The sequence below is a fragment of the Porphyromonas sp. oral taxon 278 str. W7784 genome, assembly GCF_000467855.2.
GTDB lineage: Bacteria > Bacteroidota > Bacteroidia > Bacteroidales > Porphyromonadaceae > Porphyromonas.
In genome coordinates this window covers 37924-62021 of record NZ_KI259230.1, presented here as the reverse complement: position 1 = coordinate 62021, position 24098 = coordinate 37924, and the positions used below count along the sequence as shown (strand labels likewise).

The following is a 24098-nucleotide window of genomic DNA, read 5'->3' as shown; positions in this document are numbered from 1 at the left end:
TTAACACCGCAACCTCCAGATGATCATACCTCATCCACTAGGGCCAAAAGAGTGAATATTAAGAGGAAGAAGCCAAACTAAGAGACCGACATTCGATCAAGGACTTCACCCCATAGTAGCCCAGGACTGGATAACACTTGTAGTTTACTAAGAATTACTAACTTTAGTGCGAGGATCGGCTCTTCCCGGAAGGGTAAGTTAAATACCTCATAATACAAACGCATACTAACTACAAAAGTAAACTCCACATGATTACGCATCGTACTCCCTCCTGGGCCAACTTCCGTAAGGGCTGGTCTATCCTTCCCATTCTCCTCCTACTGTTCCTTTTCTCTTCTTGTAGCAAAGAGGAAGCATCCGAGTATCAGCCAGAGGTTCTCTTAGAGAAAATCTATCCGGCCCTCCCTGGGAAAGATCCACGTATCCAACGCATCATACAAGAGCTTCGAGCTACAGATCCCAAGACGGGGCTAGCTCAAGAGTTCGCAGATGCCCAAGCTACACCACTCTGGGAGTGTTCGATCCTTGCAGACCAAGGTATTGACACACTACTCTTCGTACCAGTCTATAGCCAGAGAAACACTGAGGAGATACGGACTATTTGGACCTTCAATATCCATGGAGATAAGAGCTTTACTCACAGCTTCTATCACAGCAATGAGATCTCGCCTGAAGAACAGTGGCGCTTTGACTACTTTACGACCTTCGCTCTGGGTAAAGCTCCTAGAAGTGGGACTCGATTCACGACACCAGAGGGGGAGCAAATACCACGTGGAGGGTTCTACGAAGAGCACTGCGTGACTAGTTACTACTATGCAGGTCTACCACCTGTAGACCGCTGGATACCTATGACTAGATGCTGGATAAGATTCGTCCAATCAGAATCTGAAGGTAGGAATCCCGACAGCAACCCGGAGCGTGGCGGTGGTGCTGGAGGTGATGGTCCTGCTCCTGGTTATGGAGGCGGAGGATCCCCCCACCCAGCACCAGCACCGGATCCAGAACCTAATGAAGAATGCTTTGACAAGATCGAGAAGACTACCTCCTTCAAGGATACTCGTGCTGATTCCATATTCAATAAGTTGAAGGCTGGGAAAAAGCTTGCTTCTACTGTACTTAGAGCATTTACAAATAAGAGGCCTCGTCTGGGTCATCTATATCTGAAGATAGAGGACATGCCTGATAAAGATGCCGATAACAAGAGGTACAAGGTATATGGCCAGACAGAGTTCGTCAACGGAACGACACATTCTGTGGTGATAAAGCTGAATTCCCGTTATCTCGACAAGATGACAGATCTACATATAGCGACCACTCTTCTCCATGAAATGATACATGCCTCGCTGAAAATTCATCTAATGGCTACATTTAACCATGCTAAGTCACCAGCCGAATATAGAGAGCTAATGGCAAAAGGCTATCCTGGGATTGTAGACTACTATAGTCGATATAAGAGTTCTGATCCAAAGAAGGAGAATGACTATGATCATCAAAGGTTCTTCCACAACAAGGAGAGTTTTATTTCGACCATACTTCAGATGTTTAATGACCCTTCTATCACAAGAGAGAGGTGTGAAGCTCTTTTTTGGGCAGGGCTACCTGGAACAACGGCTTATGAGCAACTATCTCATGAGGAAAAGGCTCGATATGAAGATCTCTGGAAAAAGGAAATGGAACGTATCCCGTAGCCTATGAAACGCCTCCTCATGCTCCTCACCCTTCTTCTCTTTTCCTTTGGGCAATCGTTAGATGCCCAAAGGAGGAAGAAGACCCAGGACTCCCTACCCGACACGGTCTATCTCCTGAATCACTATCAGAAGAGCCCGCAGTGGAAGCACAGTTCACTCAGAGCAAAGACCCCGGCAAACGCTCCCCGCAAGAAACGCAACTATGGTTGGGACTTTCTTGCCCCTGCTTGGCGTGGGGTACAGGACTCCATTGACGTACCCGCCTTCCGTTACCAATATGGGACCTACGAAGACTATGGGACGTGGGAGTTCCGCTTTGACCACGTCCCTCTCTACATCAACTTCTACGTGCGAGACGAGCCGACGACACTAACGGCTGACTCGCTGAAGACCCTCCACTTCACTTCGATGAATGACCTAGAGGATTTAGTCTCTATATCGCGAAGGGGGATGAGGAAGCTACCTAGTACCATCTTCATCGTGCACGTAACTCGGGGTGGGGTACGTATGTATCGGACCTTCGAGACGCAATGTAACCAAGGAGATATATGCTATGTAGAAGTGCCAAGATTCATCAACCCCGATGCTATAAGAGCATCCAATGCTGTCATACTCAAATATGGTCATGACTTCTGTCTGGATGATCCAGAATACCCCACCACTCCCGAGCTTCGTAACCATGCCTTGGAGACCTCACGTCGCATCATGAAGTACAAGCATGATGTCGAGTGGGTCCCCTACTTCACCCGCTACCATAGAGGGAAGTACTACTAAAGATAGCTCTAAGAGAAAGGGGCTATCTCCCCCTTAAATCGGCAGGCATTCCCAAGCCTGTCTGACGGCCAAAAGTAGGGGGCAGAGGCAGAGGGAGAAACCTAGGACTTTCTACCCGTACAATCCCCCCAAAAGAAGGAGGGTCACAGATCCCCCCGAAAAAAACCTACGGTAGGTCGTCGATGCGACCTACGGTAGGTCGGTCAGGCGACCTACAGTAGGTTTTTCGGCGACCTACCGTGGGTCGTTTTTTGCCCCCTGCCGAGAGCCCATTCCAGAGGGGTAAGCAGAGGCTCTGATGAGGCTCGTTTTTTCACCTGGAGGAGGGAGCGAGGAGGACTGTCTTTTCCTTCCGCCCCGCCCTCCGAAGAGGAGTCGAAGGGCTTCGGACGAGACAATTTGCCTTCTCAAGGGCAATTTATCGAGAAGAACCACACAAACAACCGAGTATTTCCTTATCTTTGCGACATGAGAAGCCCCTTATTTAATAAATACATCGCCGAGGGGCTCCAGTTTTATAAAATCAACGTCCACTCCAATGGGTAACATCCTTACTAGCCTAGCTAAGCGACTCTTTGGATCTCAGTCAAATCACAGCAAGACTGAGAGCACACAGCACCCTGCGTCCCCTACGACCGAAACCGCTACCAGCCAGTCACACACGACCTCTAGCACGTATACATCCGTCTCGCTCGAGCATATCGACCTACCGACACCGCCCCCCTTCGGCACCCGCACACTCGAGGAGGTGCACGCTCTGGCTGAAGCAGGCGATGCAGAAGCTCAGTACCTGCTCTTCGACTACTATTCCTCCGGTCATGAGGCAGAGGCTGACCGCCCCGCCCTTGAGTGGCTCGTCAAGGCAGTGGAGCAGGGATATCCCCATGCGCTCTACACGAGTGCACTGATCCAGATCCAGGAGAAGGCCGGTGAGGGCGTACCGCCCAAAGCGCTCTTCTACCTCGAGGCTGCAGGTGAGCGAGGCTTCTCCGATGCCTACCTACAGCTCTATCACCTCTATCTAGAGGGGAAGGGCGTGGAGCAGAGCGAAGATACCGCCCTCACCTACCTGAAGAAGGCGATGGAGGCTGGTTCGGGCTCCGCTTACCTCATCGTAGCTAAGAGCTTCCTCCCCGGAGGTGGAGGGCCGATTGACTACGACGCTTCGTACTACTATGCCGACCAAGCTGCCCACCGTGGATGCTACGAGTCGGTAGAGCTGATCATCCATCTCCTCGAGGAGAACCTCGTATCAGGCGACCACACGGAGCTACTCCGCTACTGGCGTCGCCAGCTACGTCCGGTACACGATCCCATTATATAGGCCCCTACTACACCCCCAACACCAACGCACACTAAAGGCTACCCCTCACCAAGTGGAGGAGTAGCCTTTATTTATTGGATCGGATGGAGGGAAAGAGCTCGAGCGAGCGGAGAACTTCCCCCGAAGACAGGGGCTTGGACGAAGGGCGAAGAGCTGAGCGCTAACTTAGGTGCCTTCGCTACTCGTCCTCGGGCCAACCCTGTGCCCTCAGGCGAAGCTCTGCCCCGTCGGGCGTGACGAGATAGCAGCCCTGCGTCTCGGGAGTCACATGCCCGATGATGTGGATACCTTCGAGCTCCTTGAGTCGGTCAAGCTCGGCGAGCGGGACGGTGAAGATCAGTTCGAAGTCCTCCCCACCATTCATCGCTACGGTCGTGGTAGACATCTTGAGTTCCTCGGCCATGCGCAGGGTCTCGATATCGATAGGTAGGCGATCTTCGTAGATGCGTATCCCTACGCCACTCTCCTTAGCTATGTGGAGGAGCTCCGAGGCCAGCCCATCGGAACTGTCGATCATAGCCGTGGGGCGCAGGCCCTGCTGAGCCAGAGCAAGGATGATATCCTGGCGTGCCTCGGGACGAAGCTGACGCTCGAGGATGTACTCATGCTCAGCGAAGTCCGGCTCGAAGTCCCCTTGCTCTCCGGCGAAGACTCTCTTCTCACGCTCCAGGAGCTGTAGACCCATGTAGGCCGCCCCGAGGTTCCCTGTGACGCAGATGAGATCGGTAGGCTTAGCGCCACTTCTCCTCACGATCTCTTCGGGACGAGCTGCCCCAAGGCAGGTGATGCTGATACAGAGGCCCGTGAGGCTCGCCGACGTATCTCCCCCCACGAGATCTACCCCGTAGCGCTCACAGGCCAGACGAAGCCCTGCATAGAGCTCCTCTAGGTCTTCGACGGCAAAGCGTGCCGAGACCCCGATCGAGCAGGTCAGTTGCTGGGGATGGCCATTCATCGCATAGATATCGGAGAAGCTACCCACGGCGGCCTTGTAGCCTAGGTGACGTAGCGGCGTATAGGTTAGGTCGAAGTGGATCCCCTCCAAGAGTAGATCCGTCGTGAGGAGCGTCTGTAGTCCCTCGGGATAAGCAATGATGGCTGCGTCATCCCCCACCCCTAGGCGGGTGCTCTCATGATAGAGGGGGAAGTCCTTAGTAAGACGCTTGATGAGGGCAAATTCCCCCAGGGAAGAAATCTCTGTTCGTGACATAGTGAATGATGGGGTACGAGGGAGCATGAAGGGGGAAGCTAATAGCAGTCATCCCCTTCCTACCCTCTAGAGCTAACTCCTCAGCGAATGAGGGAGTGCGATAGCGACCTTCTCGATCATCTGACGGAATTCCTCAGGTCGGTAGAGGATCTGCGTCTCGATGGGAAGGTAATAGAGAGCCTGCTGGAGTTCCGCGGGGAGCTCTCGGAAGTGATCGGTCAGACGCACAGCGTCCTTCTCTGTACAGAGGATGTAGAGTGGCTCTGAGGGCTTCGATACCTTAGCCTCCCGCCATGCGGAGAGGATCGCCTCATAGTCTCGGTCTCGGAAGTGATGATGATCCCTATAGACGAGCGTGTCTACCAGCTCATAGTGCTCCCTGAGATAAGAGAAGAACGGCTCGGGAGAGGCTATACCCGACAGCCCGAGGAGACGGGCACCATTCTCTAGGGGTGCAGCCTCCTCACCGAGGAGCGTGCACACGGCACGGGGCTTCTGATAGTCGATACGAGAGAAGAAGATACGCTGGTGGGGATAGAGGGCGAGGTTGCGCTGCATGATCCTCAGCGTGATGGGTTGCATATCCTTCGGACACTTAGTCAGGACGATGCAGTCGGCTCGGTAGCGTGCTATGGATGGTTCGCGGAGATCGCCCACGGGGAGCAGTCGATCCTCATGAAGTTCACGCTGGGCATCTACCAAGAGGATGCTGAAGGACGGGTGAACATATCTGTGCTGAAAGCCATCATCCAGCAGGACTACCTCGGGGCGCTCATGGGGGGGAAGGCTCATCAGGTAGGCCATAGCCCGACGGCGATTACCATCGACGACGAAGCGCACCTCGGGGTACTTCTGCTTGATCTGCTTGGGTTCGTCCCCGACTTCGCTCACGGTAGAGCTTAGAGAGACCTCCTGTAGACCTCGCGTCTTACGCTTGTAACCTCGGCTGATGACGGCTATACGGTGTCGGGAGCGAAGTATGGAGATGAGGAGCTCGACATGAGGGGTCTTCCCCGTGCCACCCACGGTGATGTTGCCGACGCAGATCAGTGGGATAGGATAGGACTGCTGCTTGAGTATCCCTTGGTTGAAGAGGAAGTTGCGCAGATTGACCCCCGAGCCATAGAGCCAGGAGAGGAGGTAAAGGAGCGGGTTGTTACTTCTCTTCATGAGGGGAGCAGACGGTGGGGCTGAAGTCCCGGGATTAATAGGGGGCGTACTCGTAGGGCAAGCGAGCCTGTACCCCACTATACTGGTAAGTCATTCGGACGAACTCTCGGAGCTTCTTCTCCTGGTCGCTCATGAAGAAGCCACGTAGACGTGCCGTGAAGCGATCCGCACTCTTAGAGTCGAGGAGCTGATCGAAGAAGCTACGAGAGGTCTGGCCATAATCGACGGCATAGTCCTTCGACAGACCTGCCAGACGGGCAGCCAGACGTATAGCATCCTCTAGGCCACCCAGCTCGTCGACCAGACCCAGCTCCTTAGCCTTCGCACCGAGCCATACCCGTCCCTGCCCGATGGAGTCTACACGAGCTACGGGGAGATCTCGCCCTGTAGCGACACGGGAGAGGAAGGTCCTGTAGCCTCGCTCCACCTGGCGCTGGATGAGGAGCTTCTTATCCTCAGTCATGGGGCGAAGGATGGTAGCCATCGGGCTAGAGAGCTCCATATCGGCATAGGGAGAGGTCTTGACGACGTCGACGTTGACACCGATGCGTCGGGCTAGCTCCGAAGCGTCGGGGATGATCCCGAAGATCCCGATGGAGCCGGTGAGCGTCACAGGACTAGCGACGACAGCATCAGCAGCCGATGCGATATAGTATCCCCCAGATGCTGCCACGTCGCCCATGGAGACGACGATGGTCCTACTCTTCCTAAGCTCATAGACTTCGTGCCAGATCTGATCGGAGAGGAATGCACTGCCCCCAGGGGAATTGATACGTAGTACGATCGCCTTAGCCTTGTCGTCCTCTCTGAGTTCTCTCAGTCGCTGGGCAAGCTCCTGAGTGATACCTTCGGAGCTAAGCGGATTGTCCCCGATCTCTCCTTCGGCATAGACGACGGTGACGACATCCTCCTTACTCTTGCGGGTAGCGTCCAGTGGGTCGGGTAGGTTCACCAGATCGGCCAGCGTGACTACGTGCAGATCCTTAGGTGAAGAGACTCCTGCACGTCGGGCGATGAGCCCCTCGACATCCAGACGGTAAGCCAGCGTATCCACCAGACGGTGACGCACGAAGGTCTCGGCCTCCGAGAAGGCTAAGCCTTGGTCGGCGAAGGAGCGCAGGCTATCAACGGGGATGGAGCGTGAGGCGGAGACTTCCCGGAGGATGAAGTCCCAGAGGCCCGAGAGGTAGACGGAGATCTGCTCCCGATTAGGTTCGCTGAGCTGATCGAGGATGAAGGGCTCCACAGCACCCTTGTACGTGCCGACCTTGAAGACCTGAGCCTTGAGGCCAAGCTTCTCGAGCGCTTGGTGGTAGAAGAGTGATGAAGAGGCAAGCCCCACGAGCCCTACAGAGCCCTCGGGATTGAGGATAAGTTGGTCAGCGACCGAGGAGAGGTAATAGGCCTTCTGATCGTAGCTGTCGGCATAGGCGACGACGAACTTCCCCGAGGAGCGGAAGTCTAGCAGAGCAGCTCGTAGATCGGCTGTCGAAGCCATCCCGCCACTGTAGCTATCGAGATTGAGGTAGATACCTCGGATGCGGTCATTCGCCTTAGCCTTGCGGATCGCAGCTAGCGCCTGCGTCAGGGAGATGGACTGCTCCCCCTCGCCACGACTGGGGAGGAAGGTCGACCAAGGGTCTGCAGTAACCAGCTCGGAGATGGAGCTGAGGTTGATCTTGAGCACGCTATTCTCCTCGATCGTCTTAGGTGCACTCTGGGAGAGGAGGCTCCCGATCAAGAGGCTAAGGAGGAAAAAGAAGGCGAGGACGGAGAAGACGATGCTCGCCGTCAGACCGCCGACGAAGGTCGCTAAGGCGGTCTTCCAGAAGCCAAGGGGCTTACGACTAGGCTGGAGTGGTTCATCCATGAGGGTATGGAGCTAGGGGGCGAAGGTGTATGCTGAACTGATGTGTACAAGTGAAGACTGCAAACCTACAGCCTTACCTACAAATATAGTGAATACTTAGAAGTTTCCCTTATCCACGCCCCCCCCACCTCCAGCATCTACTGAAGGAAAAATCGTCCGCTACAGGAAAAGAAATCGTCCGCCACTCGCCCCAAAAAGAAAATATCCGCTCTGTAATCGACTGATTCACAGAGCGGATATTTCCATAGATTGTACCCAGAGCCGGGATCGAACCGGCACGAACTTGCGTCCATTGGTGTTTGAGACCAACGCGTCTACCGATTCCGCCATCTGGGCCTTTTCGGAGCGAGGGCAAAGATAGTACAATTCTCGTAAGCTACCAGCGCCATCCAGAGACGGGGAAAAAGCCCGCCCGCCAGCCCGCTCAGCAAGCGCTTCCAAAGAGGGCCCAAAAACAACCTACGGTAAGATCGTCGAAAAAACCTACTGTGGGTCGGTCGACCGACCTACCGTGGGTCGCTAAGACGACCTACAGTAGGTTTCATTTTCGCCCCCTGAGACTCTCCAGCCTCAGGGGGCGAAAGAGCCCTGTCTAGACGGGCAAATGAAGGCGAGTGATTTGCCCGAGACAGAGCGAGTATCAAGCTCGTATCTGAGCGGGCTTCTACTCCATATATAATAGGGGGATCTCTTGGGCTGGAATGGGAGGGCATTCCCTAAGCCGAGCACACACGCTCTACAGACCTTGGGAAGGGAGGCTAGCTAGTACCAGCGGGAAGGATTTCCCGAAGAGAGCAGGCCGTGAGTCCGAGACAGAGCAGGCCTATCGTATTAGTATAGGAGGGGAGCATGCCTATAGCTGGCTACGCCTTCCCCTCCCAGCTTCGTGCGGCGAGAAGTCTGGGGCGGTCGGGAGGGAAGTCCTCAGCAGAGCGGGTATTCTGACCAAGACTTGGGAGAGAAGAGGCGCTGAGTGTGATGGGGAGACGGACGGGAGGAAGGCATGGGCGAAGGCCGTAGCGGAGCGAACTTCTATCCCTGTAGCTTAGGGCGACTCTGCCCCAGTTTCTTTATCTTTGTCTTACTGACCCTCAGGCAGAAAAGACAAACAAGATATATCCTATGAAGATCAATCGTTGGGTGGGCCTAGCCTTCCCAGTCCTACTCACCACCCTACTAGCCCTCTCGAGCTGCAAGTCCTCTTCCACCAAAGGCTCTGTACTCCAGCAGAATGCCATCGGGAAGCCCGGCGAACTGATGCTCGTCATGGGGAAGGAATACTTCGAGAGCCCGATGGCTCAGGAGCTCTACGACCTGCTGGAGGAGGACGCTCCCGCCCTGCCCCAGAGCGAACCTTCACTACGCATCTCCCGCGTACCGACCCAGTCCTTCAAGGGGACACTCCAGCTCGTGCGCAACGTCTTCCTCCTCGACATCGATCCCCAGCGCTACAGCAAGGTCTCCCTCAAATACAGCTACGACGACTGGGCTACAGGACAGGTGGTGGCACGCCTCACCTCCCCTAGCCCCGACTCCGTCCGCTCCTACATCAAGGCCAACGGCGAAGGGCTGATGAACCTCTTCGTCCGTCACGAACTCTTCCTCTACGCCGAGGTGGTAGCCAAGACCTACAGCCAGAAGGCCCTCGAGCAGGTCGACAGCCTCTTCGGTCACCGAGTCAACGTGCCCGAGGATATTCGCCACAAGCGTGCGGGTAAGGACTTCCTCTGGATGTCGAATACCTCGATGCGCTCCCGTCACGACATCCTCGTCTACACCTACCCCTACCACAGCCCCAAGGATATCGGCCTGGATGCGCTCGTAGAGAAGCGTGACTCGGTACTGAAGGCCAACATCCAGGGGGAGTTCGAAGGCTCTTACCCCTGCACCGAGCAGAACTACGGACTGCTCTACCGCCGTGTCCAGCTTCCCTCCGAAGAGACGGCTCGTGCTGAGCTCCGAGGTCTGTGGAAGATGGAGGGCGGTGCTATGATGGGAGGCCCCTTCGTCAGCCATGCCATCGTAGATAAGAAGGCGGGCAAGGTCTACGTCTTCGAGGGCTTCGTCTACAGGCCTAATGAGGACAAGCTCCATCTGATCCGTATGATGGAGGCTGCCCTCTACTCCTTCCGCCCCAGCGGGGAGAAGACCTTCGACCCAGGGCTGATCCTCAAGGCACGATTCACTAAGGGCTTCTAAGACGAACGACCACACATGAGCCAGCATAAGATACGTGTAGCCATCACGCATGGCGACATCAACGGCATCAGCTACGAAGTACTGCTCAAGATCTTCGAGGACGAGCGCATCACCGAGCTCTTCACCCCGATCCTCTACGGCTCCTCACGGGTAGCCTCCTTCTGGAAGGAGCGTCTGGCTCTGGAGCAGGTATCGTGGCACACCATCCGTCTAGCTAGCGAAGCCAAGGACGGTGTGCTCAACATCCTCGACTGCACCACAGGGCGAGAGCAGGTGGAGATCGGAGAGGCGACAGCCACGGCGGGACAGTGCGCCTTCGACGCTCTGGAGCGTGCGACGGCCGACATCCGCATGGGACTCTGTGACCTCCTCGTCACAGCCCCGATCAACAAGGCTACGATGCCTCGAGACCTCTTCCCCTACAAGGGACACACCGATTACCTCGAGGCGATGGCAGCCCGTACTCCAGGCGAATCCCTCATGGTACTAGCGTCGGGAGACTGCCGTGTAGCGCTGACGACGGCACACCTGCCCCTGAGCGCCGTCTCGGCACACCTCAGTAGCGAACTCATCGTACGCAAGCTACGTATCCTCGAGGCAGGACTGCAGCGAGACTTCGGGATCATCAAGCCTCGCCTAGCCGTACTTGCGCTCAATCCTCATGCGGGCGACAAGGGGCTGATAGGCGAAGAAGAGGAGACGATCATCCGACCTGCTATAGAGGAGGCCTCGGCCTCTGGGATCATCGCCTTCGGGCCCTTCCCTGGAGATGGCTTCTGGGGTAGCGGTCGTGTCGACTCCTTCGACGGGATCCTCGCCATGTATCACGACCAAGGCCTTGCCCCCTTCAAAGCCCTGTATATGAACGAGGGTGTCAATGTGACCCTCGGGCTGAACTTCGTACGTACCTCCCCCGACCACGGCACAGGCTACGACATCGCTGGCCAAGGGATCGCCGACCCGACCTCCATGCGTATGGCCCTCTACCAAGCCCTAGATATCTACCGTGCTCGACGTCGCTACGACGAGGCTACACGCAATCCTCTACGCCGTCACTACCACAATCGTGGCCGTGACGATGAGAAGCTCGACACCACGTCGACGCCCGACGAGTATTAGCCCGTCGTACCCCTAGGCTCGACGCCTCATCTAGCTATGGCTCTGGACATCTACACCGCATCGGCAGGCTCGGGGAAGACCCACACGCTGACCCGTGAATATCTGCGCCTAGCGCTGAGTACCCCCGATCCTCATTACTTCTCGACCATACAGGCGGTGACCTTCACCAAGAAGGCCACTCTGGAGATGAAGGAGCGTATCGTCCAGGAGCTTTACCGCCTAGCTACTCAGCCCGACGCATCGCCCTTCGCAGGGGATCTTACCAAGCACCTTGGTCTCTCCCCTAGCCAGCTCCAGGAGCGGGCTCAGCGAGCACTCCGGGCCCTTCTCCTAGACTACTCCAGCTTCCGTGTCCGCACGATTGACTCCTTCTTCCAAGAGGTAGTCCGCTCCTTCGCCCACGAGCTGGGGCACTCGGGGGCACTGAGGGTACAGATCGACTCCAAGCCTCTTCTGCAGAGCGCCGTCCTAGAGGTACTGGCTGCTCAGGAAGAGGGGAAGCTAGACAAAGCGCTCCATGCTTGGCTCTCGGATCTGACGCAGGAGCAGATCGAGGAGGGCAAGCAGTTTGACATCAAGAAAAAGCTAGGAGACTTCGCTAAGCAACTAGAGACGGAGGCGGTGAAGCTCCTGAGGGCAAACCATAAGTTCCCCACACGTGAGGCTGTCGGCCTGCTACGCTCCGAGGCAGCGAAGATCATCAAGGAGATCGAGGGCCGAGCCCTAGATCTATGCCAGCAGGCACGGACGCTCCTGGAGCAAACGGGCGTAGAGATCTCGGAGCTTAGCAATGGATACTCTGGTGTCTTCTCACCTATCTTAGCCTGTCAGAGACAGCGGGGGAATATCTTCGACTCAGGGCACAAGCTCCTCGTCGACAAGGCATATATCCGAGACTTCATCGACGCACCTTCCGACAAGCCTTTCTTGAAGCTCGTCTCTGAAGGGAAGAATGCTGCGGGACGGGAGCAAGCCCGTGCTCTGGAGGCACGCCTTAGCCCCATCGTCGAGGAGCTCCGCACTACCCTCTCAGACTTCAGAGCCCATAGTATCGGTCAGGCACCGCTCTACATGACAGCTCGCCAGATCCTTCGCTATTCGGGGCTCTACGGCATACTCATCGATATCGATGATGCCCTGCAGCGCCTCAAGCTCGAGGGTAGCCTGATGCTCCTCTCCGACGCACCTTCGCTCATCTCCTCACTCCTCGGAGACAGCCAGAGCGACGTACCCTTCCTCTACGAGAAGATAGGGGCACGGGTCGATCACCACATGATCGACGAATTCCAAGACACCAGTCAGATGCAGTACGCTAACTTCCTGCCTCTGCTGGAGAACTCCCTTGCCTCGGGGAAGGACTGCCTCATCGTCGGCGATGCCAAGCAGAGTATCTATCGCTTCCGCAACTCCGACAGTTCGCTCCTCACCACTAGCCTACCTCAAGACTTCGACCAGCAGGCCCAGGTGCACCAACTGCAGGATAACTGGCGAAGTGCCCCCGAGATCATCGCCTTCAACAATGCACTCTACCGACGTCTGCCGGAGCTCCTACGTTCGCTCTTCGAGGCACAGTGGGCGACGGCCACGGCGAGCGGTATTGATCTGGGGCGTATCAAGGCGCATCTCGACTCCTACCTAGGTCAGCTCATCCAGGCTTATGCCGATGTAGAGCAGACCGTCCCTGAGAGGAGCCAAGGCAAGACCGGTCAAGTCGTCCTCCACCACTATCAGAAGGGAAAGAAGGCGAAGGACGATGAGGAGGAAGCGGGATCTGAGGAGGGAGAGGACAGCGACGACTCATCTGAACTGCAGGACGCCATCAGTCAGATCCCTCGGGTGATCATCGATCTACAGAAGCGGGGATATAAGCCCTCCGACATAGCGATCCTCGTACGTGCCAAGAAGACCGCCACAGCGGTAGCCGAAGCCCTGATGTACTACCCCGAGGCGGAGAAGGAGGGCTATTCGCTGAACTTCGTCTCCGAGGAAGCCCTGCTGGTGAGCAATGCCTATTCGGTGCGCTTCATCATCGCTGCCCTCCGCTATATAGGGGAGAATGGGACGCCTATCCACCGAGCCATCCTCGACGAAGCCTACCTACAGCTGGCCCGCATCGGAGGGGAGGAGTCCAGAGCGCTCTCCGAAGAGGAACTTCAGGGACTCAGGGACATAGGTCGCCGAGGACTATACGAGGTCGCCGAGATCTTGATCCATCAGTTCGGTCGGCTTTTCCCCGAGGGCGAAGGCGCTTACCTAGTGAAGCTCCTCGACATGCTCTACCTGTGGGAGCAAGAGCAGTCCGCCGATATCTCCACCTTCCTCCAAGAGTGGGAAGAGCGAGGGGCGGAGCAGAAGATCGTCAGCGTCGCCTCTGATGATGCGCTCTCGCTGATGACGATCCATAAGTCCAAGGGTCTAGGCTTCCCCGTGGTCCTTCTCCCCGATCTAGGCTGGAAGCTCGACACAGAGAGTGGCACGGAGAATATCCTATGGTGCCCGATCGCTGGAGTGGAGGGACTCGAAGCCTTCACCCCATCCGGAGTGGAGAGCGTACCCATACGCTACGGCGGAGCTCTACGGCAGAGCTACTTCGCTGAGACCTACTACGCCGAGAAGCTCCGCTACCAGTTCGACGCTCTCAACCTCCTATATGTCGCCACGACCCGCCCCAAGCAAGAGCTTCACCTCTGGCTAGGAGAAGCCCAAGAGACCTCGGGCAAGAAGGCTAGGAAGGACGGGCAACCGACGACCATCGAGGACCTATTCTTCGAGAAGGGAAGTGAGGGAGAAGCCCTCTGGACGGAGCTACCCGCCTTCTCCGCCTCTATGGAAGATCCTACGACGACCGACCGAGAGACTCCGCTGATCAACCACGAGCGGAAGGCTCAGGAAGGCATCGATACCCTCGAGGTCTCCGTCCTAAGCTCCTACCCCATCTCCTCTAGGCTAGCCATCCTGAGAGAAGGGCTGGAATACTTCACCGAAGAGAAGCAGCGACAGTATGGACGCACCATGCATCTCATCCTCTCCAATATCAAGCAAAGGGAAGAGACTCCTACAGCAGTCAGCGAAGCCGTCTACCGAGGCTACATCAAGGAGGACGAGGCAGAGGCGCTCACCGAGATGCTCCAGGGCTTCATGGAGCACCCCGATACGGCCCGCTGGTTCGACGGCTCAGGTATCGTCTACAACGAGCGTGCGATCATCGGGGGAGGCCTAGAGACAAGTCGCCGACCCGACCGAGTGATCCGCTACCCTGATGGGCATATCGAGGTGATCGACTACAAGTTCGGAGCGGAGCGGAAGCAGTACATCACTCAGGTGAAGGGCTACATGAAGCTCCTTAGACAGATGGGCTTCTCTCAGGTCTCGGGCTACCTCTGTTACCTCGAGGCAGGAGCGCCACGGGTCCTCCCCGTCACCCTAGACTAACCCGAACGATACAGCAAGGCCTCGGCCCGATAGACGACGCTCATCTAGCGTCCTAGTCTATCGGGCCGAGGCCTTATGATACACAGAGGGGAGGGAGGGAATTACCAGCCTCCTGTAGCGCCACCGCCACCAGAGGATCCTCCTCCGAAGCTACCACCTCCCCAGCCTCCACCACCGGAGCCTCCCCAGCTACTGCCACCGCTACGACGGGCAAGACCACCGATGAGAGCACCGACGAGCATAGAGGCTACCTGAGCCTTCTGAGCTGAGTCGTCATCATGGTCTTCGTGGGTAGTATTGCCACAGTAGTGACAGCGATAGTGCAGGCGGACGCTATAGCGTCCACGCTGGATAGGTTCCTTGCGCTCGAGGCTAACGGTACGAGCACCACAGCGCTCGCAGACATGCCAGTGTGGAGCCAGATCCTGCCCTTCGACCTCGACATGAGCGCAGTGGGAGCAGGAGTAGGCGTGGTAGTAGCGAGAGCCCAGCTCCATCTCTCTCTTCTGCTGAGGTGTCAGGTAGCTGTCGGTATCTCCCGGGGAAAGTATCTTGAGATGAGGCGTGTGGCAATGAGGGCACAGGCTCGAGAGCTTCTGGACCTCGCTGAGCACACGTCTGCTATAGAGATAATAGATGAGCCCGAGCGGGGGGCAGAGGACGAGGAGGATGGTCCGGTACTGTGAGACCGAGGAGGAGAACCCAATATATGTACTCCTAGCCTCTGCTGGATTGATCCGAGCACGTAGGCTCTTCTCCTTGAGACTTGAGAAGGCGCTGTAGCCCATCGCTAGGACGATGAGGCCGCAGAAGCCCAATAAGATGCTCCAGCCATCATCCTCGTCACCCGATCGGGCAGTACGTCGGTCAGAGGTATATTCCTCCCCCTTGATCACAGCGCCTACGGCGAGGACTCCCTGATAGACAGCCTCGCCGTACTTGCCCTCACGCATCAGTGGGATCATCTCCTGACGCTGGATACGAGAGGCCAAGACATCGGTGAGGATCCCCTCCCTACCATAGCCCGTCTCGAAGCGGAGCTTCCTCTGATCCATGACCAGGGTCAGCAGGAGGCCGTCATTCCTCGTCTTAGAGCCTAAGCCCCAGAGACGAAAGAGCTCCGTGGAGAAACTCTCTATATCCACATCTCCGATACTCGGCACGACGACCACGGCGAACTCTACGCCCGTCGAGCGACGGATCTCTGTGAGTGCCTCATTGATCCGCACCCGATCTTCGACATCGATATAGCCCTCGGGATCGGAGAGGAGCTGGAGGCTATCTTCGGCGAAGACCTTGGGGACAAGACCTGGCGTATAGACCCGCCCTTCGGCACTGAGTCCGAGGGGGAGTAGGAGGAGAAGCCCTAGGAGCAGGGAGCGAAGCACACTGCTCAGGAGGCCGAGATGCTTCTTGTCCATCTTGTCTTATATGGGAGGACGAAGCCCCTTACTTACCTGAAGAGAAGTCTACCGTAGGAGCTACATCACTCCCTGCCTGTGCAGTGAAGTAGGGGCGCTCATGGAACCCACAGACACCAGCCACGACGACCGTGGGGAACTGACTGCGGTGCGTATTGTAGGCTTGGGCAGCGTTATTGAAGTCACGACGAGCCGTAGCGATGCGATTCTCCGTACCCTCCAGCTGTGAGGAGAGGTCACGGAACTGCTCGTTGGCCTTCAGATCTGGGTACTTCTCGACGACGACCATCAGACGAGACAGAGCAGAGGACAGGGCATCCTGACTCTGCTGGAAGCGCTGCAGTGCAGCTTCGTCCATATCGTTAGCGTTGATCGTCGTGGCGGTAGCCTTACTGCGAGCCGTGATGACTCCCTCGAGGGTCTCACGTTCGTGCGAAGCATAGCCCTTGACGACATTCACCAGATTAGGGATGAGGTCGCTACGGCGCTGGTACTGGTTCTCTACCTGGCTCCAGCTGCTCTTGACATTCTGATCCATCGCTACCAGACCGTTGTACTTAGAGATCCCCCAGAGAGCGAGGACGGCGATGATCGCTACGGGGATAATCCACTTAGGGAACTTCATTGCTTTCGTTCAAATTTTAAGCATCCCAGCGCCTATCCCCAAGCGGGAGTGTGCTGAGACGGGGTTAATACTTAGCTTGCTGTACCACGAGCAAAGCATGTGCCAAGATACGCATTTTATGGCATCTTGGCCGACCCCGCTCCAGAGCGCTTGTCATGCGGGCTCTGGGAGGGGGCGAAAAAAACCTACTGTAGGTCGCCTCTGCGACCCACGGTAGATCGTCAGGCGACCTACAGTAGGTTTTTTCGACGACCTACCGTAGGGTCCTTTTTGACCCCTTCGGAGAGCACCTCCCGACGGGGTATTTTCGCCCAAGATGAGCGACTCATTCCTTCACCCTCGGAGCTTCCCTCGAAGCCTCCACCAAAGAGCTCAGAGTCGGTCTTGGACGAATTAGCTCCTTATGGGGAGTTTGCACCAAATCCCCTACCTTATTATAGGTAGAGTATGCCAAAGATTGTGTACTTTTGTATCCAAATAATTTAACTAAACCAATCATCAATCACGTGTTATGCCGAACATTATCACGATAAAGAAGGGGCTCACACTGAATCTGAAGGGAAAGGCTGAGGAGCGACAGCTCCCTGCAGCCGCACTGGGCAGTAGCTATGCTGTCGTCCCCGACGATTATATCGGGCTAATCCCTAAAGTGATCGTTCATCCAGGTGACAGAGTACTCGCAGGGGATACCCTCATGTACCACAAGGCCTCACCTGAGCTACGCTTGACCTCACCCGTCAGCGGGGAGGTCATCGCCGTCAACCGCGGTGCCAAGCGTAAAGTCCTCAGCGTCGAGGTGCGCCCTGATGCTACGACCGAATACAAGACGTTCGCTACCCAAGGCGTCGAGAAGATGCAGCGCGCAGAGGTCCTCGCCCTCCTTCTGGAGAGTGGTATGTTCAGCTTCTTCAAGCAGCGTCCCTATGACCGCCTGGCCAGTCCTACGACCGAGCCTCGTGACATCTTCGTCACGGCGAACTTCACCGCTCCCCTAGCGCCTAAGTTCGAGTACCTCGTACGTGGCCGTGAGGATGAGCTGCAGCTGGCTCTCACGGCCCTCACCAAGCTCACCTCAGGTAAGGTGTACATCGGTGTCGGCGCTGGTCAGCTCACCGGTCTCGCCGGCGTAGAGCGTGTAGAGGTACGTGGACCACACCCCGCAGGGCTCGTGGGCGTACTGATCAACCACACCGCTCCTATCAATAAGGAGGAGACCGTCTGGACGCTCAAGGCCAGTGACCTGCTGGTCATCGGTCGCTTCCTCAAGACGGGGAAGGTCGACTTCTCCCGCACCATCGCCCTCACAGGCTCCGAGGCTAAGGAGACGGGCTACCTCGAGGTACTCCCTGGAGCTCGCTTCAACGAAGTCCTCGCCGGTCGCCTAGGTAAGGGTGAGCGCCATGAGCGCATCATCGAAGGGGATGTCTTCACCGGCATCAAGGTCGATGAGGAGCATGACCGTATCGGCTACGGGATCGATCAGATCACGATCATCCCTGAGGGCGACGAAGTCCACGAGGTCTTCGGCTGGGCACTCCCACGACTCAATGAGTATAGCCGTAGTCGCTCCTACTTCTCTTGGCTCATGCCTAAGAGCAAGGAGTACGTCCTGGATGCTCGTATCAAGGGCGGTCGTCGTGCCATGATCATGAGTGGCGAATATGACCGCGTCTTCCCCATGGACATCTACCCAGAGTTCCTCCTGAAGAGTATCATCGCCTTCAACATCAACGACATGGAGGCACGAGGGATCTACGAAGTTGCACCCGAAGACTTCTCCGTCTGCGAATTCGTCGATACCTCCAAGATCCCCCTCCAGCAGATCGTGCGTCAGGGTCTCGATGAGCTATACAAGGAAATGAACTAACAACACGAAGGTTTCACTCATATAAAGACAAAGACCTTGAACGCTTTAAGAAAACAACTCGATAAGATCAAGCCCGCCTTCATGCCTGGTGGGCGCTTCTCGGCCTTGGAGTCTGTCTTCGATGGCCTAGAGACGTTCCTATTCGTGCCAAACGCTACGTCTAAGCGTCGTGGTGCACACGTGCACGACGCCATCGACAGCAAGCGCACGATGAGCGTAGTGATCTTCGCCCTCCTGCCTGCACTCCTCTTCGGGATGTACAACGTAGGGCTACAGCATAACATCGCCCTCGGCCAAGAATCTAGCTTCTGGCCTACCTTCTTCTATGGCTTCCTCTCCGTACTGCCTCAGATCGTAGTATCCTACGCTGTGGGTCTGGGTATTGAGTTCATCATCGCTCAGCTCAAGCACGAAGAGATCCAGGAGGGCTTCCTCGTCACGGGGATCCTCATCCCTATGATCATCCCCGTAGAGACCCCTCTGTGGATGATCGCCGTAGCTACAGCCTTCGCTGTGGTCTTCGCTAAGGAGGTCTTCGGCGGTACGGGCTACAATGTCTTCAACGTAGCTCTGATCACCCGTGCCTTCCTCTTCTTCTCCTATCCTGCCGCTATGTCGGGAGACAACGTCTGGGTACGCCTCTCCTCGACCTTCGGCCTCGGTGGCGAAGGGAAGGTAGTCGACGGCTTCACCGGTGCTACCCCTCTGGGGCAGATCGCTGGAGGCAATGTCGCTGACATCCACAATACCCTAGGGAACCCCCTGACCGACTGGGATGCCTTCCTTGGCTTCCTCCCCGGCTCCGTGGGCGAAGTATCTACGCTGGCTATCCTCATCGGTGCCTGCATCCTGATCTTCACGGGTATCGCTAGCTACAAGATCATGGTATCGGGCGTCGTCGGTGTCATCGCTATGGCTTCGCTCTTCAACGCCATCGGTACTACCCCCGCTATGCAGGTCACAGCGCTCCAGCATCTCCTCTATGGTGGCTTCGCCTTCGGTATCGTCTTCATGGCTACCGACCCTGTGACGGCCACTCGCACAGAGACCGGTAAGTGGATCTACGGCTTCCTCATCGGGGTCATGGTCGTCTTCATCCGCGTCCTCAACGCTGGGTACGCTGAAGGGATGATGCTCGCTATCCTCCTGATGAACACCTTCGCTCCGCTGATCGACTACATCGTCGTCGAACGCAATGTCAGCAAGCGTCAGGCTCGTCTCGTAGCTAAGAACAAGAACTAATCCACGCAGCATACGATGAATACCAATAAGAATTCCTACGTGATCATCTACGCTGCCGTGATGGTCATCCTCGCAGCAGTCCTGCTGGCTGGTGCGAATATCCTGCTCAAGCCTGCACAGGAAGAGAACGCTAGCATCGACAAGATGGAGCAGATCCTCCGTGCCCTCGGCAAGACTGCTCCCAAGGCAGAAGTCATCTCTACCTACAAGGAGCTCATCAAGCAGGAACTCCTCGTGAATGCCGAAGGACAGGTCGTCAAGACCTTCGAAGGTGACCAGGTCGGTAGTAGCGAAGCTTTCAACGCCAACACCGAGCTCGACTACAAGCTCATCGCTAAGGGCGAGAAGCGTGACCTCCCCGTCTTCGTCGCTGAAGTCGACGGCAAGAAGCTCTATGTCTTCCCCCTCAATGGTGCTGGGCTCTGGAATAAGATCTGGGGTTACCTCGCCGTCGATGCCACAGACCACTCTACGATCGAAGGTGCCGACTTCGGCAACGCTGGGGAAACGCCAGGGCTTGGTGCTGAGATCTCGACGCCTCGCTTCGCTAACCAGTTCAAGGGCAAGCAGCTCTTCCGTGAAGGTACCTTCACCGGGATCGCTGTAGTCAAGGCAGGACAGAAGTCCGACACACAGGACTATGTCGATGGTATCTCTGGTGGTACCCTCACCAGCAACGGTGTGCACGACATGCTCCACCACAGCCTCGCTCCCTTCCAAAAGTTCCTCGAAACCTCTAATGCTCAGTAGCTATGTCTCTCTGGAATAAAAAGAATAAAGAAACGCTCCTCGGGCCTCTGAGCAAGAATAACCCAATCATGGTACAGATGCTGGGTATCTGCTCGGCACTGGCTGTGACCTCCAAGCTCGAGCCTGCCATCGTGATGGCGCTCTCTGTGACCATCGTCGTTGCCTTCGCTAACGTGGTCATCTCCCTCCTGCGCAAGGGCATCCCTAACCGCATCCGTATCATCGTCCAGCTCGTCGTGGCAGCGACGCTCGTAACGCTGGTCAGCGAGATCCTCAAGGCATATGCTTACGACGTCAGTAAGCAGCTGTCCGTCTTCGTCGGGCTCATCATCACGAACTGTATCCTCATGGGTCGCCTCGAAGCCTTCGCCCTTGGGAATGGTCCCTGGGAGTCCTTCCTCGACGGTCTTGGTAATGGCTTCGGCTACGGACTCGTGCTGATCGCAGTGGGCTTCTTCCGTGAGCTCTTCGGCTCGGGTACACTCCTTGGCTTCCAGGTCATCCCACAGAGCTTCTACGCTACCGATGGGATCCACGGCTACGTCAACAACGGGCTGATGATCCTGCCTCCTATGGCGCTCATCTCCGTGGCAGTACTCATCTGGATCCACCGCTCGTACAACAAGGAGCTACAAGAAAACTAGAATCACCCACGACAAATAAGAACTAACAAAGAATGGATTCATTAGCCTTATTCTTTAGGTCGATCTTCATCGATAACATGATCTTCGCCTACTACCTGGGGATGTGTTCCTTCCTGGCGGTATCGAAGAACGTTAAGACCTCGTTTGGCTTGGGTATTGCGGTCACGTTCATCCTGACCTGCACGCTGCCGATCAACTACCTCCTGGAGACGAAGGTCTTCAAGCAGGGGGCGCTGGATTGGCTCCTAGGAGCTGAAGCAGCGGGTATCGACCTCTCGTTCCTCTCCTTCATCATCTTCATCGCTGTCATCGCGGCCTTCACCCAGCTGGTAGAGATGCTCGTGGAGCGCTTCAGCCCTTCGCTGTACGCTTCGCTAGGGATCTTCCTCCCACTGATCGCTGTGAACTGTGCTATCCTCGGGGGATCGCTCTTCATGCAGCAGCGTGAATTCCCCACCATCGGCGAAGCTTCGATCTACGGCTTTGGCTCGGGGATCGGCTGGATGCTCGCCATCGTAGGTATGGCGGCTATCCGTGAGAAGATCCAGTACTCGGACATCCCCAAGCCTCTACGTGGCCTCGGGATCACGTTCATCATCACAGCGCTGATGGGTATTGCCTTCCTCAGCTTCTCTGGTGTCAAGATGTAATAGCGAAGACTCTAAGTAATGAATACAACGATTATACTCGTCAGCGTAGCAGTCTTCCTGCTGCTCACGCTACTGCTTGTCATCGTCCTGCTCGTGGCTAAGAGCAAGCTCATCCCTTCGGGCAATGTCAAGCTCACGATCAACGGGGAGAAAGAAGCCGAAGTACCCATCGGGGGTACGCTCCTCAATACGCTCCAGAGCGAAAACATCTACCTCTCCTCGGCTTGTGGAGGTAGCGGGTCGTGCGGTCAGTGCCGCTGCCGTGTCGTCGAAGGGGGCGGAGAGATCCTGCCTACGGAGACGGGCTTCTTCTCCCGCAAGGAGCAGAAGGAGCACTGGCGTCTAGCCTGCCAGACCAAGGTCAAGGAAGACATGCAGATCATCGTACCTGAGTCGGTCTTCGGTGTCAAGGAATGGGAGTGCGAAGTCATCTCCAACCGCAACGTCTCCACCTTCATCAAGGAGTTCGTCGTGAAGCTCCCCGAAGGCGAAGTCATGAACTTCAAGAGCGGTAGCTATGCGCAGATCACCATCCCCAAGTACGACATCAAGTACGCCGACTACGATATCGACGAGAAGTTCCGTAGCGACTGGGATCACTTCGACATGTGGAGCCTGACGTGTAAGAACGACACGGAGACCATCCGTGCTTACTCGATGGCCAACTACCCCGCCGAAGGGAACATCATCACGCTCAACGTACGTATCGCCACGCCTCCTATGGACCGCGCTACGCACAAGTGGCTCCCCGTCTCTCCCGGTATCTCCTCCTCGTACATCTTCTCCCTCAAGCCTGGAGACAAGGTACGCATGAGTGGTCCTTACGGGGACTTCCACATCCAGGACACGGATGCCGAGATGCTCTACATCGGTGGGGGTGCAGGGATGGCGCCACTGCGAGCACAGATCCTCCATCTCTTCCGCACGCTCCACACGAGCCGCAAGGTATCCTACTGGTACGGGGCACGAAGCAAGAAGGAGATCTTCTACGAAGAAGACTTCCGTGAGATCGAGAAGCAGTTCCCCAACTTCAGCTTCCACATCGCCCTCTCCGATCCTCAGCCCGAGGACAATTGGACGGGCTACACGGGCTTCATCCACCAGGTCATCTACGACAACTACCTCAAGGATCACGAAGCACCCGAAGACATCGAGTACTACATGTGCGGTCCTGGTCCTATGGCCAACGCCGTGAAGGTAATGCTTGAGAACCTCGGCGTCGAGCGCTCGCAGCTCTTCTTCGACGACTTCGGCGGCTAGTAGTTCCGCCCCAGGGAATTCCCCTTCAGGGGGAAACCCCGATGCAAGAAACGCCTCCCCACCGCGAGCCCAGTGCCTGCGGTGGGGAGGTTCTTTTTTGGGGGAAGGCCGGAGCCCTTGTGGGCGGAAGGCGCAAGCCGTCGCTGTGCAAAGAGCAAGTCGTCAGCCTACAAGACACGACCCATTGCCCCACAAGGCGCGAGCCATCGCTGCGCAAGGCGGAAGGCGTCGCCCCACGAGGCGCACTTGCATTCTAGGCAATAATTCCTACCTTCGTGGCGGAATTCTAACATCAAAGCTTACCAGCATGATTGCAACACTTATCACAGGCGCCATCGCCGGATGGCTAGGCGGCACGATCTATCGAGGCAGCGGACTCGGTCTTCTTGGGAACATCATCGTCGGCATCCTCGGCAGTGGCGTCGGATCTTGGCTACTGGCGGAGGTCTTCGGCACCTCGCTTGGCGAAGGCTGGGTCGGATCGATCTTGACCGGCGCTATCGGCGCCATCGTCATCCTCTTCCTGATCAACTTGGTCGTCAAGCAGAAGAAATAAGGACGCACTAGGCGCACCGAAAGGAGTTGGCGGTAGGGCAAGGAGCACGTCTCCCCTACTGCCAACTTTTTTGTTAGCCCCGCCCCCCACTTCTTGGCTTCTTCCGCCCTCACGGACTGCCCCCGTCGACCTCCTTCTGAGCCAAGAAAACCAGCCTCTCTTCGCCCAAGGGAAGCCCCCCTCTTCGCCCATCAAATTTCCCCTTCTCAGAACCCGCATTCCCAGCGGGTTTGCAAGGCGTCAAATTTCCGTATATAAGAAAATTTATTTCCGTATATACGAAAAAATATTTTCGCA

Annotated in this window: 18 protein-coding genes and 1 tRNA gene; 13 read left to right on the top strand and 6 right to left on the bottom strand. The window is 56.4% G+C overall.

Going from position 1 to position 24098, the window contains the following annotated elements:
* Window positions 1-248 precede the first annotated feature (248 nt).
* From HMPREF1556_RS03335 to HMPREF1556_RS03325, 3 genes are all read left to right on the top strand, one after another.
* A complete protein-coding gene (locus tag HMPREF1556_RS03335) occupies window positions 249-1688 on the top strand; it encodes a SprT-like domain-containing protein (protein WP_021666840.1) in 1440 nt (479 codons plus the stop codon).
* Window positions 1689-1691: 3 nt separating this feature from the next.
* Window positions 1692-2462 (top strand): hypothetical protein, encoded by a 771-nt coding sequence (locus HMPREF1556_RS03330; protein WP_021666839.1) that lies wholly within the window; start codon window positions 1692-1694, stop codon window positions 2460-2462.
* 538 nt (window positions 2463-3000) lie between these two features.
* Window positions 3001-3786: a tetratricopeptide repeat protein gene (locus HMPREF1556_RS03325; protein WP_021666837.1), complete on the top strand. Its 786-nt coding sequence runs from the start codon at window positions 3001-3003 to the stop codon at window positions 3784-3786.
* Between the two features lie 178 nt (window positions 3787-3964).
* On the opposite strand, the gene thiL is transcribed toward HMPREF1556_RS03325, so the two are convergent.
* From thiL to HMPREF1556_RS03305, 4 genes are all read right to left on the bottom strand, one after another.
* Window positions 3965-4996: a thiamine-phosphate kinase gene (thiL, locus tag HMPREF1556_RS03320; RefSeq protein WP_021666836.1), complete on the bottom strand. Its 1032-nt coding sequence runs from the start codon at window positions 4994-4996 to the stop codon at window positions 3965-3967.
* A gap of 72 nt (window positions 4997-5068) precedes the next feature.
* Entirely contained in the window at window positions 5069-6166 is a 1098-nt protein-coding gene (lpxK, locus tag HMPREF1556_RS03315; protein WP_021666835.1) for a tetraacyldisaccharide 4'-kinase, read from the bottom strand.
* 34 nt (window positions 6167-6200) lie between these two features.
* Window positions 6201-8036 (bottom strand): signal peptide peptidase SppA, encoded by a 1836-nt coding sequence (gene sppA, locus HMPREF1556_RS03310; RefSeq protein ID WP_021666834.1) that lies wholly within the window; start codon window positions 8034-8036, stop codon window positions 6201-6203.
* A gap of 252 nt (window positions 8037-8288) precedes the next feature.
* Window positions 8289-8372: transfer RNA gene (locus HMPREF1556_RS03305), tRNA-Leu, on the bottom strand.
* A gap of 786 nt (window positions 8373-9158) precedes the next feature.
* Between HMPREF1556_RS03305 and HMPREF1556_RS03295 the strand changes: the two genes are divergently transcribed.
* From HMPREF1556_RS03295 to HMPREF1556_RS03285, 3 genes are read left to right on the top strand one after another with little or no spacing between them, the layout of a single operon-like run.
* Window positions 9159-10235, top strand: coding sequence for a DUF4837 family protein (locus tag HMPREF1556_RS03295; RefSeq protein ID WP_021666831.1), 1077 nt, complete (start codon window positions 9159-9161; stop codon window positions 10233-10235).
* A 15-nt stretch (window positions 10236-10250) separates the two neighbouring features.
* Entirely contained in the window at window positions 10251-11354 is a 1104-nt protein-coding gene (gene pdxA, locus HMPREF1556_RS03290) for a 4-hydroxythreonine-4-phosphate dehydrogenase PdxA (RefSeq protein WP_021666830.1), read from the top strand.
* 36 nt (window positions 11355-11390) lie between these two features.
* A complete protein-coding gene (locus tag HMPREF1556_RS03285) occupies window positions 11391-14786 on the top strand; it encodes an exodeoxyribonuclease V subunit beta (protein ID WP_021666829.1) in 3396 nt (1131 codons plus the stop codon).
* A 101-nt stretch (window positions 14787-14887) separates the two neighbouring features.
* On the opposite strand, the gene HMPREF1556_RS03280 is transcribed toward HMPREF1556_RS03285, so the two are convergent.
* Window positions 14888-16207 (bottom strand): YgcG family protein, encoded by a 1320-nt coding sequence (locus tag HMPREF1556_RS03280; RefSeq protein ID WP_021666828.1) that lies wholly within the window; start codon window positions 16205-16207, stop codon window positions 14888-14890.
* Window positions 16208-16235: 28 nt separating this feature from the next.
* Window positions 16236-16832, bottom strand: a complete 597-nt coding sequence (locus HMPREF1556_RS03275; RefSeq protein ID WP_021666827.1) for a LemA family protein — start codon at window positions 16830-16832, stop codon at window positions 16236-16238.
* Window positions 16833-17343: 511 nt separating this feature from the next.
* On the opposite strand from HMPREF1556_RS03275, the gene HMPREF1556_RS03270 reads away from it, so the two are divergent.
* From HMPREF1556_RS03270 to HMPREF1556_RS03240, 7 genes are all read left to right on the top strand, one after another.
* Entirely contained in the window at window positions 17344-18699 is a 1356-nt protein-coding gene (locus tag HMPREF1556_RS03270) for a Na(+)-translocating NADH-quinone reductase subunit A (RefSeq protein WP_021666824.1), read from the top strand.
* A 36-nt stretch (window positions 18700-18735) separates the two neighbouring features.
* On the top strand, window positions 18736-19941 hold the full coding sequence (locus HMPREF1556_RS03265; protein WP_021666823.1) for an NADH:ubiquinone reductase (Na(+)-transporting) subunit B: 1206 nt from the start codon (window positions 18736-18738) through the stop codon (window positions 19939-19941).
* 15 nt (window positions 19942-19956) lie between these two features.
* Window positions 19957-20691, top strand: coding sequence for an NADH:ubiquinone reductase (Na(+)-transporting) subunit C (gene nqrC / locus HMPREF1556_RS03260; protein ID WP_021666822.1), 735 nt, complete (start codon window positions 19957-19959; stop codon window positions 20689-20691).
* A gap of 2 nt (window positions 20692-20693) precedes the next feature.
* Window positions 20694-21335: an NADH:ubiquinone reductase (Na(+)-transporting) subunit D gene (nqrD, locus tag HMPREF1556_RS03255; RefSeq protein WP_021666821.1), complete on the top strand. Its 642-nt coding sequence runs from the start codon at window positions 20694-20696 to the stop codon at window positions 21333-21335.
* 32 nt (window positions 21336-21367) lie between these two features.
* Window positions 21368-21985, top strand: coding sequence for an NADH:ubiquinone reductase (Na(+)-transporting) subunit E (gene nqrE / locus HMPREF1556_RS03250; RefSeq protein ID WP_021666820.1), 618 nt, complete (start codon window positions 21368-21370; stop codon window positions 21983-21985).
* 18 nt (window positions 21986-22003) lie between these two features.
* Window positions 22004-23245, top strand: coding sequence for an NADH:ubiquinone reductase (Na(+)-transporting) subunit F (nqrF, locus tag HMPREF1556_RS03245; protein ID WP_021666819.1), 1242 nt, complete (start codon window positions 22004-22006; stop codon window positions 23243-23245).
* Window positions 23246-23552: 307 nt separating this feature from the next.
* Window positions 23553-23801 carry a GlsB/YeaQ/YmgE family stress response membrane protein gene (locus HMPREF1556_RS03240; RefSeq protein ID WP_021666818.1) on the top strand — a complete coding sequence of 83 codons (249 nt, stop codon included), beginning with the start codon at window positions 23553-23555 and terminating at the stop codon, window positions 23799-23801.
* Window positions 23802-24098 lie beyond the last annotated feature (297 nt).